We start from the raw sequence: 12,909 nt of genomic DNA, 5'->3' as shown, positions 1-12,909 counted from the left end.
AGACGCTCCTTACATATCCCCAGGTTGGCCTATAAGTGTGTCCTTATTGGGACAATTTCAGGAGTCACTGGCCGGTCTCCTCGGGGGGTGAGAGGAAGGCCGTCTGCGTCAGGCGGGAGCCGTACCTCCGGTCGACGAAGTAACCCCGGCCAGGCGGCAGCGGATGGGGGCGGACATTGCCGAACAGGAAGCCCTCGTCCCTGTTGCCGGACAGGATCACCGCGGGGCTGGCCATGTCCTTGACCCGCTGGATGATCGGGTCGAACATCGCCCTGCCGACGCCGCCCATCGCACGGGACATCACCAGGTGCAGTCCGATGTCCCGGGCCTGCGGCAGCAGCTCGGCCAGCGGCAGCAACGGGTTGGAGGAGGTCGCGACCAGGTCGTAGTCGTCCACCACGATGTACAGGTCGCACCCCTGCCACCAGCTCCTGTCCCGAAGCTGCTCGGGGGTGAGGTCGGCCGGGGGCAGCCGCTTGAGCAGCGCGCCGCGGGCGTCGTTGATCAGGGCGGTCGCGGCGGCGCTTGAGGCGGCGTAGCCGATGCGGTGCTCGGTCGCCGCCGAGTCGAGCAGTGAGCGCCGGTAGTCGATCACGATCATCATGGCCTCCTGCGGCGTCTGCCGGGCGACCAGCCCCTCGGTGATGACGCGCAGCAGGTTCGACTTCCCGCTCTCGGTGTCGCCGACCACGATGAAGTGCGGGTCGGCCTCGAAGTCGAGCATCACCGGCGACAGCGTCGCCTCGTCGATGCCGAGCGGGATCCGGGCGCGCCCGGTCTGCTCCGCGCCGGGCAGGGTCGCCGCGGGCAGTACGGCGGGCAGCAGCCGGACCGGCGGGGCGGGCGGTCCCTGCCAGGCGTCCCTGACCGCGTGGACCAGGGCGCGCACCCCGGTGGACAGGTCGTCGGCCTTCCTGACGCCGTCGATCCTCGGCAGCGCCGACAGGAAGTGCAGGCCCTCCTTGGTGAGTCCCCGCCCTGGAACCCCCTCGGGCACGGCCAGCGCCGACTTGCGGTTGACCTCCGACTCGTAGGCGTCGCCGAGCTTCAGCTCGACCCTGGTGCCGAACAGGTCCCGGATGCCCGGCCGGAACTCCGACCACTTGTTGGTCGCGGCGATCACGTGGACGCCGTAGCCGAGGCCGCGGGCGGCCAGGTCGGTGATGACGGGTTCGAGCGACTCGAAGTCCTGCCTGACCGTGAGCCAGCCGTCCACGACGAGGAACACGTCGCCGTAGCCGTCGCCCTCCGCGCCGTCGGCGAGCCGCTGCCGGTAGGCGGTGATCGAGTCGATGCCCTGCTCGGCGAAGTCACGCTCGCGCCGCTGGAGCAGCGCGGCGACCTCGGCGACCGTACGGCGCACCCGGTCCCCGTCCAGGCGGCTGGCCACCCCGCCCACGTGTGGCAGCGCCTCAAGCGCGGCCAGCGAGCCACCGCCGAAGTCCAGGCAGTAGAACTGCGCCTCGCGCGGGGTGTGGGTGAGCGCCATGCCGGTGATCAGCGTGCGCAGGACCGTGCTCTTGCCGCTCTGCGTGCCGCCGACGAGGCCGACGTGGCCCGCCGCGCCCGACAGATCCAGCCAGAACGGGTCGCTGCGCTGCTCGAAGGGCTTGTCGATGACGCCGATGGCGGCGTGCAGCCTGCCCCGGCCCGCCCAGCTCGGCGTGCTCAGCCCGAGCTGCGGGGTGACCGAGAGCTGCGGGAGCAGGTGGGCCAGGGTCGGCGGGTCGCCGAGCGGCGGCAGCCAGATCCGGTGCGCGGCCGGTCCCTGACCGGTGAGTCTGCCGACCACCAGGTCGAGCAGGCTGGCCGCGCCCCGCTCGACGGGGATCTCCCCGGTCGTCAGCTCCTTGGGCGGCTCCTCGACGACGGGGACCGGAGCGAAGCCGGGACCGTACTCGACGACCTGCCGCAGGCCCGCGCTCCCGCCGCGCGCCGCGGAGGACATCGGGTCCGGCTGGTGGGGGCCGGAGACGTAGGCGGCCTTGAACCGCGTCATCCCGGTCGTTTCGAACTTCAGGTAGCCGTTGCCCGGCGCCGAGGGCAGCTCGTAGGCGTCGGCCACCCCGAGCACGACCCGGCTCTCCATCGCCGAGAAGGTCCGCAGGCCGATCCGGTAGGACAGGTGGGTGTCCAGGCCGCGAAGGCGTCCCTCCTCAAGGCGCTGGGAGGCCAGCAGCAGGTGCACGCCGAGCGAACGGCCGAGCCGCCCGATCATCACGAACAGCTCGATGAACTCGGGCTTGGCGGTCAGCAGCTCGCTGAACTCGTCGATGACGACGAACAGCGTCGGCATCGGCGCCAGGTCCACGCCCTGCTCGCGGGCCCGCTCGTAGTCGCGCAGGGAGGCGTAGTTGCCCGCAGAGCGCAGCAGCTCCTGGCGGCGGACCATCTCGCCGTGCAGCGCGTCGTACATGCGGTCGACCAGGGGAAGCTCGTCCTCAAGGTTGGTGATGACCGCCGAGACGTGCGACAGGGTGTCCAGGCCGAGGAAGGTCGCGCCGCCCTTGAAGTCGACGAGGACGAAGTTCAGGATCTCCGACGAGTGGGTGATCGCAAGTCCGAGCACGAGCGTGCGCAGCAGCTCGCTCTTGCCGGAGCCGGTCGCCCCGATGACCAGGCCGTGCGGCCCCATGCCGCCCTGGGCGGACTCCTTGATGTCCAGCTCGACCAGGCGCCCGTCCACCCCGAGGCCGATCGGCACCCGCAGTCGGTTGCGTCCCGCCCTCGGCCGCCAGGTCACCGCGGGGTCGAGCAGGGTTGGCTCGCCCACCCCGAGCAGGTCGGTGAGCGAGGTGTTGACCGCGAGCGCGTCCTGCGTCTCCCCGCCCTTGGCGGTCGAGGCGCGCAGCGGGGCGAGCTGCCTGGCCAGGCCCTCGGTGCGCAGGAAGTCGAGCCGGTCCGGGTCACCCAGCCGGGTCGAGCTGACCTTGCCCGCGTGGTCGATCTTGACCATGAAGAACCCGTCGGGACGCACCTCGATGCGCAGCGTGTTCTTCTCCTCGATCGGCCCCGCCGAGCCGGACAGGTCGATCACGGTGACGCCCTGGATGGCGTCCGTGCCGAGCTGCGAGTCGTGCGGCACGTGCCCCCCGTCCAGGATCAGCACGTGGTACGGCAGGGCGTCCGGCGAGGGTCCCGGCTTGAAGCGCGCCCGCTCCTTCAGCGTCCCGCCGAGCAGCCGGTCGAGCTCGGCGAGGTTGTCGGTCATCAGCCGCACCTGGCCCGCCGCGTCGGTCTCCTCGGGGTGCAGCGCGTGGGGCAGCCACTTGATCCACTCCCACTGGGCCATCCACTCCTCGCCCGCGCACACCATGATCCGCATGTCGTCGGGGGAGTGGAAGACGGCGGTCTGGGCGATCATCGCCCTGACCAGGTCGCGCACGGCCACCGGGTCACCGGTCAGGTTGACGCGGGCGAAGGAGTGCAGGGCGACGGCGACCGGAAGCTGGGAGACCGTCGAGTGCGCCCTGACGAACCTGCGCAGCGCGCCCGCCGCCAGGGCGTCCAGGTCCTCGACCGGCTTGGAGTCCGGCGGGATGAGCTGGATGGCGAGCTTCTGCACGCCGGTGCCGAGCCGTACGGTGCCGAAGTCGTCGTCGCGGGGACGGCGCTCCCAGAGGCGGGGGCCGAGGGCCACCCACCACAGGGAGTCGGGGGAGGGGCTGCTCCACTCAAGGGCCTCGCGCTGCTGTCTGGCTGCCCGCCGTACCTTCTTGCGGACCTGGGCGAGGTAGCGGAAGTAGTCCCTGCGCAGCCCGTTCAGCCGGTTCTTGCGCTCACCCGCCTGGCGGCCGAGCTGACCCACGGTCATACCCATCATGGAGACCGCGAACAGACCGCTGGCCACGTACATGATCGGGTTCCCGTTGCCGCCCGCGGTGAACATCAGGCCCATCCCCGCGGCGCCCGCGGCCATCGGCAGATAGGTGAGCAGACCGGTCAGCCCCTGCGGCTGCACCTCGGGGATCTCCGGGGGAGACTCCAGCAGAATCTCACCTCGTGGGGGCTTGGGCGGGGGACGGCGCTCGGGGCGCCGTACGACGACGATGCTCACCCTGGAGGTGCCTTCCTAGGTCGGTTTGTGCACATCTGTGGCGGAAGCGATTGCCGACGGATGTCGCGCGTGATCCCTACTCTCCCCGCTACCGTATCCGGCATATCGGTGGTTTCTGTGATGCTCCACGATGCTTGCAACCAAGAGGGAGGACGACCGTGAGGTCGCTGGCTCAGCCCCCCCAGGGGGCCGTCACACCGGGTCTCCCAGCTCAGACCGCCGCCCCGCTGCCTCCCCTGTGCCACGTCACGATCGTCGCCCCCCGCAGGAAGGCCGATCTGGCGCTGCCCGCGGACATCCCGCTCCCGCACGTCCTGCCGGGCCTGCTGCGCGCGATGGGCGAGGTGGGAGGCGAGTCCGCCTCGGCCCCCGGATGGGTGCTGCAACGGCCGGGCGGAACCCCCCTCGACATCGGCCAGAGCCTGGGCGCGCTCGGCGTGCTCGACGGGGAGGTGCTCTACCTGCGGCCCCGCGAGGCCGTGCTGCCCCCGGCGATGTTCGACGACGTGGCCGACGTCGTCGCCACCGGCTTCCGGCAGGCGCCCGGCGGCTGGGGCGCCAGGCACACCCGCCTGGTCGGGGTCGGGGCCGCGACCGCGCTGCTGACCGTCGGGGCGCTCGTCCTGCTGTTCTCCGGCCCGCCGTGGCGGGTCACCGCGGTCTTCGCCGGGGCCTTCGCGCTGCTGCTGACCGTCGCGGGCGGCCTGCTGTCCAGGGCGGTCGGTGACGCGCCCGCGGGCGCGATGATCGGCTGCGCGGCGTTGCCGTACGCCTTCCTCGCCGGGTTACTCGCGCCCGCGGGCGCCACGGGCCTGGGCGGACTCGGCTCGGCGCACATGCTGGCGGCCTTCGCGACGACGGGCCTGGTCGCGACCATCGCCACCCTCGCCGTCGCGGACGGCGTCCAGGCCTTCCTCGGCGTCGCCATCGCCTCGGCGACGGGGGCGATCTGCGCGGCCGTGGTGATGTTCACCCAGGCGTCCCCGGCCGGGGTCGGGGCGGTCGCCGCCGCGGTCCTGCTGGCGTGCGGGCCGCTGTTCCCGATGCTGGCCTTCAGGTTCGCCGGTCTGCCGATGCCCTCGATGCCGACCAACTCCGAGGAACTGCGGGCCGACAACCAGCGGATCGACGGCCCGTCCATCCTGGAGCGCACGGCCCAGGCGCAGCGCTACGCCACCGGCCTCGTCGCCGGGGTCGGCCTGGCCTCGGTGGTGACGCAGGTCTACCTGGCCTTCGACCCCGGCTGGGTCGCCCTGGCCACCTCGATCACGCTGTCGCTGACGCTCCTCATGCGGGCCCGCGTCTTCCAGGGAACCGGCCAGCGGCTCTGGCTGCTGCTCTCCGGCGTCTTCGGCCTCGCCGTACTGGCGTTCTCCAGAGCCATAACCGGCGGCGGCGTCGCCCTGGCGGTGGCGATGGGCCTGCTGTGCGTCGCCCTGGTGCCCGCGAGCATGGGCCTGTGGCTGCACTCCAGCAAACCCTCCCCGTTCTGGGGCAGAGCCGCCGACATCCTGGAGATCATCCTCATCGTCGCCCTCTTCCCCCTGGCCTTGGGAGTCCTGGACATCTACACCTGGATCCGAGGCCTTGCGGGCTAACAGTTCACGCCGCCGCGCGTGAAGGGTTGGAGGTACCGGTGCCAAGTGTGAGGGGTGTCCGGCTTGGGCGCGTCGGTGAGCTGGACTGAGGAGTGACGGAGCGAAGCGGAGGAGCGACGAGGGAAGTCACCGACTTCGGGCGCCCAAGCCCGCGACGCCGCCAGGCGTCGCAAAGCAAGCACTGCGCAAAGCAAGCAGGGAGCGATCATGACTTTTGGTGACTTCGCCAATATCGACGTTGAAAAGCTGCTGGCTGGAAACAGTTCGCAATTCCTGAAAATGGAGGGTCTCCAGCGGCAGATCGCCACGCTCGTCGGGCGTGCCCAGGACGAGGACGGCCTGGTCATGGTCGAGTACGCCGCCGAGGGGTTGCGGGAGCTCGAACTGCACCCCAAGGCCATGCGGCTCAGCTCGGGTGAACTCGCGGAGAGGATCAAGGCGCTCGTGCACGAGGCGTCCGAGGACCTGCGCGGACAGCTTGAGGAGGTCATGGGCGGGGCGTTCGGCGAGCGGGACAATCCGCTGCGGATGATCGACGATCCGGAGGAGGCCCTGGGGCGGGTCAAGGAGGCGGAGGCCACCTACGACCGGACCTTCCAGGACGTGATGGGGGAGCTCGATCGCATCCGGCGCCGTCTCGAACTGTGATGTCACGGATGCATCGTTCCAAATTACGGAACGTCGATGATTTTCGGCTGACTTCTTTCCGTGAGGGCATAGTCACGCACCTGTCTGGCCTGCCCGTTTATGCATTAGCGGCCAAATGTTTACTTTTCCGTAATATAAATACATGTTAGCTATGTGATCCATGATGGCTAGCATGCCGTCTGATGATGTTCGTCGGGGTAGTCCTTTCTGTCCGCTCGTGTGGCGTCTCTGTCCGTCCGGGTGGCATCGCGTGGGCCGTACGGTCCGCACGGGGGCGTGACACCACCACGGACAAGCAGGTCCTACGCCACGGAGGTAACCGATGTCGCTGGAAGATGATCTGAGGAATCTCGGCGTGAGCCCCGCGCAGATGAAGAAGGCGGGTGGGCTCGCCGCGGACACCGCGCAGTACGTCGAGGGCCTGCGCAAGGGCGTCCTGACGACCACGCAGGAGCTGACGGCCTCTGGCTGGTTGGGCGCGGCGTCGGCCAAGTTCCTGAAGGCGATGAACGAGTGGGACAGGCAGATGGCGCTCGTGCGGGAGGACCTGGACAAGATGAGCCGTGACCTGGGTGAGAGCTCCATCACCTACGCCGCGGCCGAACAGGACGTGGAGGCCGGTATGAACCGGGTCGACGCGCTCATCAACGCCAACGCCAGGTAACGACCCCCAACCCGCAGACGAGGACGGAGAAAACAGGATGTCCGGCTACGAGGACTATACGAAGGTCAACTTCGGAGAGATGGAGAGGGTTCAGGAGAACCTTCTCAAAGTCGTCACTGCCATGGACACGGCGACCGACGAGCTCATGACCAAGCTCGCGGCAGAGCTGGGACCGGCCTGGCAGGGTGGCGCGAGCGCCCTCTTCGAGGAGCACAGGAAGATCTGGGACGCCGCGGAGCAGGAGATGGGGCGCCAGCTCAACGAGGCCGCCCAGGCCCTGGGCACCGCCAACGCCAACTACAGGGCCGCCGAGGCGCGGAACAAGGCTATCTGGAGCAACCGCTGACACGGTTCCCGTGTGAGCCGACGCCCCCTGGCCGTCGCCGTACGCGACGGCCGGGGTGGCGCCGGGCACGCCGAGGAGAGGCATGAGCGCATCGGAGTGGCCGAGTCTGGACGACGTGGCGAACGTCACCGAGTTCGACACCTTCCAGATGAGGAAGGTCGCGCAGGAGCTTGAGGACTACGTCCCGGGGTTCACCGCCCCCGCGTTCTCCGAGGGCTACACGACGGGGTCGGCGGCCAGCGTCGAGACCAGCGGGAACCTGAGCGGCCACGAGGTCGGTGAGTGGCCCGCCGCGCGGACGTTCGGCAAGACGGTCGCCGCGGGGGCCGCGACGGACGGCAGGATCGCGGTTCTCGCCCAGGTCTACGCGGAGTTCGTCGCCCAGTACAACGAGGTCATCAAGGCGATCAGGGCGAGCGCGAAAGAGTACGACGGCGCCAACGCCGCCGGTGGCGCCGGGAACGGGTGACAGGGGGAGCAGTGGACACCCAGAAACGAACCGTGCGGGTCCGCTCGGCCGCGGCGCCCGTCCAGGGGGAGGTTGTCGATCCCTTCCCGGCGATCGACAACTGGCTCGCGAACACCTCGCCCGCCGACATCGAGAACGCGGGCTTCGGCTTCGCCAAGGGGGCCGCCACCCTCGAACTCGTCACCGGCGCCATCGAGCGCAACGCGGCCAAGCTCGCCGGGGTCTGGGGCGGCCCGGCCGCCGTCGAGACGCACAAGGCGCTGCGCATGCTGCACACGACGGGCACCGAGCTGGCCGCCGTGATGAAGGAGGTCGGCACCGTCCTGCGGCTGTACGGCGGTGTCCACCTGCCCGAGGCACGCGAGGAGATCGGGAAGCTGCGCACGACGCGCGCCGAGGCGCTGAAGGTTGGCCCGCAGCCGCCCGAGGCGGACGGGACGACCGCGGCGCGCGACCTCCTGAAGAAGCTCAACGGGCAGATCGTCGATCTCTACGCGAAGATCCCCGAGGAGTTCACCTACACCCTTCCCGCCGCCGCCGAGCCGCAGGGAACCGGTGGCTACACGAACACGAACTACTCCTCGGTGGGGCAGCCGACCGGATCGCGGGGCAACGGGAGCACCTCGCGGACGGACGTCGGGCCCTGGCAGGGAGGCGGCTCGTCGGCGGGCGACCCCACCGGCAACGGCTCGCACGGCCCCGGCGGCACCGACGGCGGCTCGAACGGTCATCCCGGTAACCCGAACAACCCAAACAATCCGAGCGACCCGGGCAATCCGAGCAACCCGGGCACCGGCTCCCCGGGAAACCCGGGAAACCCGGGAGACCCGGGATCGTCCGGCCCGGGCAACCCCGGTGCCCCGGGTGGCACGGACGGCTCCGCTCCGGGAACCGGCCCCGGAACCGGCTCGGGCTCCGGCGCGGACGGTACGGCCCCGCCCGTGATCGGTGGGAACGAGACCACCTTCGACGGCGTCAGCACCACCCACAGCCCGGGATCGACCGAGGTCGCGAGCTTCGTCCCCACCAACACGGTCGCGCCGCCCACGATCCAGCAGCCCACGGTCCTGCCCGTCACCCCGGTCACGACGTCGGGCCCGCCCCTCGCCCCCACGGTGATCGGCGGCCCCGGCTACGGAGTCGGCGGAACCAGCGGAATCGCGGGAGCCGTACCGGGCGGACTGTCCGCGACGGGCAGGGGCGGCGCGTCGATGATGCCGCTCATGCCGATGGGCGGCGGGGTGGGCGGTGAGTCCGAGGAGCAGGGCCAGGAGCGCACGACCTGGCTGTCGGAGGACCACGACGTCTGGAACTCCCGTGGCGACGTCATCCCCCCGGTGATCACCTGACCCGCACGTTTTTCGGAGGTACGGCATGGCGATCGAACTCGACCCCGACTGGCCCGGTCTGACCGTCAAGAGCGACAGCAGCGGCAAGGGCGGTCCCGAACTGGACCGCGCCGCGATCAAGGAGATCGCCGGGCAGTTGGAGAAGGCGCTGCAGAAGCTGACGACCGCGACGACGCCGCCCGCGACCGCGGTCGCCACGGCGAAGGGGCAGACCGCCGAGCTGCCGGGACCGCCCCCGGGGGCCGGGACGCTGCCCGACCTGCAGTTGCAGGCCGCGCTCAGCGACGTCCACCTCGGCAAGTGGATGACCGCCCAGCAGTTCACCATGGCGATCAACACGGCCTACTCGGTCCTCGTCGGGGAGCGGGGGCAGAAGAGCGGCCTGTACGCGGCGACGACCGAGCAGTACAAGGCCGTGATCGACACGCTCTACGAGATCGCCAAGTCCTACGACGGTGCCGAGGTGGCGAACGAGGGCACGGCTCCCAAGTCGGGCGCCTGACAGGGAGGCCAGCATGGCGCAAACAGGTTCCAATCGTCTCAAGTACGGCATCGAGCCGCAGGAGACGTCGCTGTCGATCACGCTCTTCGACAGCGTCATGGACCAGGTCAGGGACTGGGTCGACGACACCCACCCGGCCGCGGTGAAGCGGGCGGGTGACTACTACGTCGCCGCGCACGACCTGCTCCAGGACGCCGCGGTGACCCTCAAGCAGCGGGCGACCGACCTGGCTGGGAAGTACAACGGGACCGAGAGCGTCGAGGCCCAGAAGGAACTGCAGCGGCTGCACGCGAGCATCCGCGAGCTGGCGGGCAAGATGCGGCAGGTCGGCACCACGCTGCGCGGCTACTCCGAGACGCTCTCCTGGGCCCAGCGCAACATCGTCACCAAGCGGGGCCAGGACTCGCGCTCCGACCACGACACCGACTGGGCGGACAACATCCCGTTCTACGGCATGTACCGCGTCGAGGACCGGGCCAGGGACCGGTTCAACGAGATCAACCAGAAGATCATCCAGCACTACAAGGAACTGCCCGACGAGGTGCAGTACGCGCTGCCGACCCCGGTGCAGCTCCCGATGCCCAAATATGACGACGTCACCCTGCCGGGAGGGCCGAAGGGAACGGTCACCGGGCCGGGATCGGGCGGCTACGACGGCACCTCGACCCGGCTGTCCGTCAACGACCCCACCAACGGCCTGGGACTGAACGGCTCGGACCTCGGCGGTCTCGACGGCCTCGACGGCGCGGGCGGCCCCGGTGACCTGGGCGGTCCCGGTCAGGACGGTACGGACCCATCCGGGCAGGGGCCGGGCTCGATCGACGGGTTCCCGCCGGGCCCCGGGACCGACGGTTCGGGCTCGGGACCGGGCTCCGGGGTCGGCGGCCTCGACCCGAACGTCATCAACCCCGGGTCCCTTGACGGCTCCCTGCCGGGCGTCGGCGCGAACGGCACCGGCACCGGCACCGGCACGACCACCCTCGCGGGCCTGGGCGACCCCGCCAACCTGGGCCTGACGAACGGCACGATCGGGCAGCCGAACGGCCAGGGGGCCTACCCCTTCTCCAACGGCCTGAACGGCAACGGCACGGGAACCGGCCCGGGGATCGGTGTCGGCGTCGGCGCGCCGAACGGCATGGGTGGCACCGGGGGGTTCGGCGGTGTCGGAGGCGTCGGCGCGGCCGGTGGGCTCAGGGTCGCGGGCGCCTCGGGGATGCCCATGGTGCCGTTCGGCGCCGGAGGCGCGGGCGCGCAGGAGAACCAGGAGCAGGAGAGCACCACCTGGCTCCTGGAGGACGACGAGGTCTGGGGCAGCGGTGGCGACACCATTCCCCCCGTGATCACCTGATGTGAGGAGTGGGAATGGGCGACACGCCGCTGGGCGATCTCTCGCTCGGGGTCGGCGGTCCCGTCAAGGCCGTCTCGTTCACCGACGAGCAGCTGAAGAACCTCGGTACCGATTTCGGCAGCCGCGCCAAGGACGTTGACGGCCTCATCCACGGCACCGGTTCGATCGGCATCGACCCGCCCGCCTTCGGCGTGCTCGGCATGGGACTGAACTCCGCCCACGACCGCGCCCGCGACGGCGCCGTGAACCTCCTCAAGGTGGGCAAGGAGGCGATCGACTCCTGGAACGAGGCCCTCAAGAGCTCGGCCGCGAACTACAAGGCCGCGGAGGAGGCGAGCACTCCCAAGGAGAAGGGCCCCGGCGGACCCGGTGACCTGGGCGGTGGCCTCGGTGACCTCGGCGGCGGCCTGGGGGGCGGTGGTCTCGGCGGTGGCGGTCTCGGCGGCGGTCCCGGTGGCCTCGACGGTCTCGACAACCTCGACGACCGCCTCAAGAACCCCACTGACGACCTGAAGCTGCCCGGCGACGACCTGAAGTTGCCCGGTGACTCGGGCAAGGACCCCAACCTGCCCGATCCCGACCTGCCCGACGACCCCGGTAAGAACCCGAACCTGCCGGACCCCAACCTGCCCGATCCAGGCAAGACGGATCCGAACCTGCCGAACCCGAACCTTCCCGACCCCAAGCTGCCCGGCACCGACCTGCCCGACCCCAGCAAGACGGACACGAACCTGCCGGGACTCGGGGTGGACGACCCCACCAAGACGGCCCTGTCCTCCTACAACCCGCCCAACCTGGGCAACCCGGGCGACGTGACGACCACGCAGCCGAGGCTGCCCGGCACGACCACCTGGACGGGCGACACGGCGGGACCGGGCTCCTCCGGCAGGGCCGGTTCGTTCTCCGGCGTGGGCGGCAGCGGGTCCCTCCCGCTCGGCGGCCTGCCCGGCACCGGGACGGGCGGCGGTGGCGCGGGCGGCATACCGATGATGCCGATGATGCCCGGCGGCGGGGGCGGCGACCAGGGACAGGAACGCGAGAAGAGCACCTGGATGTCGGAGGACGAGGGCGTCTGGGGTGGCGACGAGGACATCGCCCCTCCGGTGATCGGCCAGGAATGAGACGTTTGATGCCGCGGAAGGGAACGGGCCGTGCCGTACGAGAGTGACCGATGGGGATTCATGGCGTTGATCCCCGCGGGGACCGCCGCCGCGGCCGTCCTGAGGCATCCCTCGGCCTACGCCATCGTCGCGTCGGTCGGCCTGCTGATCTCCAACCCCGGGGACATGGCGAAGGCGGCCGGGGAGTGGCGTGACCCGAAGGGGTCGGGCGGGGTCGACATCGACACGCTCAAACAGCAGTTGGTCGAGCTGAAGGAGAAGGCCAAGAAGGAGGGCAAGTGGGAGGGGGACGCCGCGACCCTCTTCACCGGCAACGTCGACGACTTCGTCGCCCAACTGGACAACGTCAAGAGGTTCCGGGAGGGGACGGCCGACACCCTCGACCAGACCGCGGCCCTCTACCACGGGACCTTCCAGTTCGCCACGCTCGTGATCGGCGCCCTGTCCACCGCGGCGGTCACCTCGCTCGTCCTGATGGCCTATCCGCCGTTGCGGGCGGGCCTGATCCTGGCGATCGACCGCTTCCTCAACGCCCTCGACGCCGCCCTCAAGGCCGTGCTCAGGAAGAAGCTGATGGCGGTCGGGGCGGTCGGCGTGGTCCTGATGCTGGTCAACGGCCTGCAGCAGGACCAGGCGCGGCTGTTCTACGGCATGAAGGCGATGCCGGAGCAGAAGGCCGACTTCACCCAGGTCAGCCTGCAGTACGACAAGAACACCGGACTCACCACGAAGCCGGACACCTCCGCCCTCCAGGTCCAGCAGCCGAAGGGCGGCGGCATCATGTCGAGCATCCTCGGCATCTGACGG

Annotated in this window: 11 protein-coding genes; 10 read left to right on the top strand and 1 reads right to left on the bottom strand. The window is 70.3% G+C overall.

Translation table 11 applies throughout. The features are described from left to right. Positions 1 to 64: 64 nt before the first annotated feature. On the bottom strand, positions 65 to 4,057 hold the full coding sequence (eccCa, locus tag FHS44_RS28545; RefSeq protein WP_184720172.1) for a type VII secretion protein EccCa: 3,993 nt from the start codon (positions 4,055 to 4,057) through the stop codon (positions 65 to 67). 158 nt (positions 4,058 to 4,215) lie between these two features. On the opposite strand from eccCa, the gene eccD reads away from it, so the two are divergent. From eccD to FHS44_RS28495, 10 genes are all read left to right on the top strand, one after another. Beyond that, positions 4,216 to 5,655, top strand: coding sequence for a type VII secretion integral membrane protein EccD (eccD, locus tag FHS44_RS28540; protein WP_184720169.1), 1,440 nt, complete (start codon positions 4,216 to 4,218; stop codon positions 5,653 to 5,655). A 279-nt stretch (positions 5,656 to 5,934) separates the two neighbouring features. Continuing rightward, on the top strand, positions 5,935 to 6,303 hold the full coding sequence (locus tag FHS44_RS28535; RefSeq protein WP_246436166.1) for a YbaB/EbfC family nucleoid-associated protein: 369 nt from the start codon (positions 5,935 to 5,937) through the stop codon (positions 6,301 to 6,303). A gap of 355 nt (positions 6,304 to 6,658) precedes the next feature. Then, on the top strand, positions 6,659 to 6,967 hold the full coding sequence (locus tag FHS44_RS28530) for a WXG100 family type VII secretion target (RefSeq protein WP_184720167.1): 309 nt from the start codon (positions 6,659 to 6,661) through the stop codon (positions 6,965 to 6,967). Positions 6,968 to 7,004: 37 nt separating this feature from the next. Then, positions 7,005 to 7,313 carry a WXG100 family type VII secretion target gene (locus tag FHS44_RS28525; protein WP_184720165.1) on the top strand — a complete coding sequence of 103 codons (309 nt, stop codon included), beginning with the start codon at positions 7,005 to 7,007 and terminating at the stop codon, positions 7,311 to 7,313. An 82-nt stretch (positions 7,314 to 7,395) separates the two neighbouring features. Next, the gene (locus FHS44_RS28520; RefSeq protein WP_184720157.1) at positions 7,396 to 7,782 is read left to right on the top strand and encodes a hypothetical protein; all 387 of its coding nucleotides are present in this window, start codon (positions 7,396 to 7,398) and stop codon (positions 7,780 to 7,782) included. Between the two features lie 11 nt (positions 7,783 to 7,793). Further along, positions 7,794 to 9,131: a hypothetical protein gene (locus tag FHS44_RS28515; RefSeq protein WP_184720155.1), complete on the top strand. Its 1,338-nt coding sequence runs from the start codon at positions 7,794 to 7,796 to the stop codon at positions 9,129 to 9,131. 25 nt (positions 9,132 to 9,156) lie between these two features. After that, positions 9,157 to 9,633: a hypothetical protein gene (locus FHS44_RS28510; protein ID WP_184720153.1), complete on the top strand. Its 477-nt coding sequence runs from the start codon at positions 9,157 to 9,159 to the stop codon at positions 9,631 to 9,633. Positions 9,634 to 9,646: 13 nt separating this feature from the next. Continuing rightward, entirely contained in the window at positions 9,647 to 10,981 is a 1,335-nt protein-coding gene (locus FHS44_RS28505; protein WP_184720151.1) for a WXG100 family type VII secretion target, read from the top strand. A gap of 14 nt (positions 10,982 to 10,995) precedes the next feature. Beyond that, positions 10,996 to 12,102 carry a hypothetical protein gene (locus FHS44_RS28500; protein ID WP_184720149.1) on the top strand — a complete coding sequence of 369 codons (1,107 nt, stop codon included), beginning with the start codon at positions 10,996 to 10,998 and terminating at the stop codon, positions 12,100 to 12,102. 60 nt (positions 12,103 to 12,162) lie between these two features. Then, on the top strand, positions 12,163 to 12,906 hold the full coding sequence (locus FHS44_RS28495; RefSeq protein ID WP_184720147.1) for a hypothetical protein: 744 nt from the start codon (positions 12,163 to 12,165) through the stop codon (positions 12,904 to 12,906). Positions 12,907 to 12,909 lie beyond the last annotated feature (3 nt).

It is taken from the genome of Streptosporangium saharense, assembly GCF_014203715.1.
GTDB lineage: Bacteria > Actinomycetota > Actinomycetes > Streptosporangiales > Streptosporangiaceae > Streptosporangium > Streptosporangium saharense.
Note: the sequence above shows the minus strand (reverse complement) of the source record. Positions and strands in the feature narration are given on the sequence as shown.

Excerpts from the sequence above, each read along its gene's own strand:
- FHS44_RS28535 (WP_246436166.1), top strand. The coding sequence starts at position 5,935 with ATGGAGGGTCTCCAGCGGCAGATCGCCACGCTCGTCGGGCGTGCCCAG.
- FHS44_RS28525 (WP_184720165.1), top strand. The coding sequence starts at position 7,005 with ATGTCCGGCTACGAGGACTATACGAAGGTCAACTTCGGAGAGATGGAG.
- FHS44_RS28520 (WP_184720157.1), top strand. The coding sequence starts at position 7,396 with ATGAGCGCATCGGAGTGGCCGAGTCTGGACGACGTGGCGAACGTCACC.
- FHS44_RS28510 (WP_184720153.1), top strand. The coding sequence starts at position 9,157 with ATGGCGATCGAACTCGACCCCGACTGGCCCGGTCTGACCGTCAAGAGC.
- FHS44_RS28505 (WP_184720151.1), top strand. The coding sequence starts at position 9,647 with ATGGCGCAAACAGGTTCCAATCGTCTCAAGTACGGCATCGAGCCGCAG.
- FHS44_RS28500 (WP_184720149.1), top strand. The coding sequence starts at position 10,996 with ATGGGCGACACGCCGCTGGGCGATCTCTCGCTCGGGGTCGGCGGTCCC.
- FHS44_RS28495 (WP_184720147.1), top strand. The coding sequence starts at position 12,163 with ATGGCGTTGATCCCCGCGGGGACCGCCGCCGCGGCCGTCCTGAGGCAT.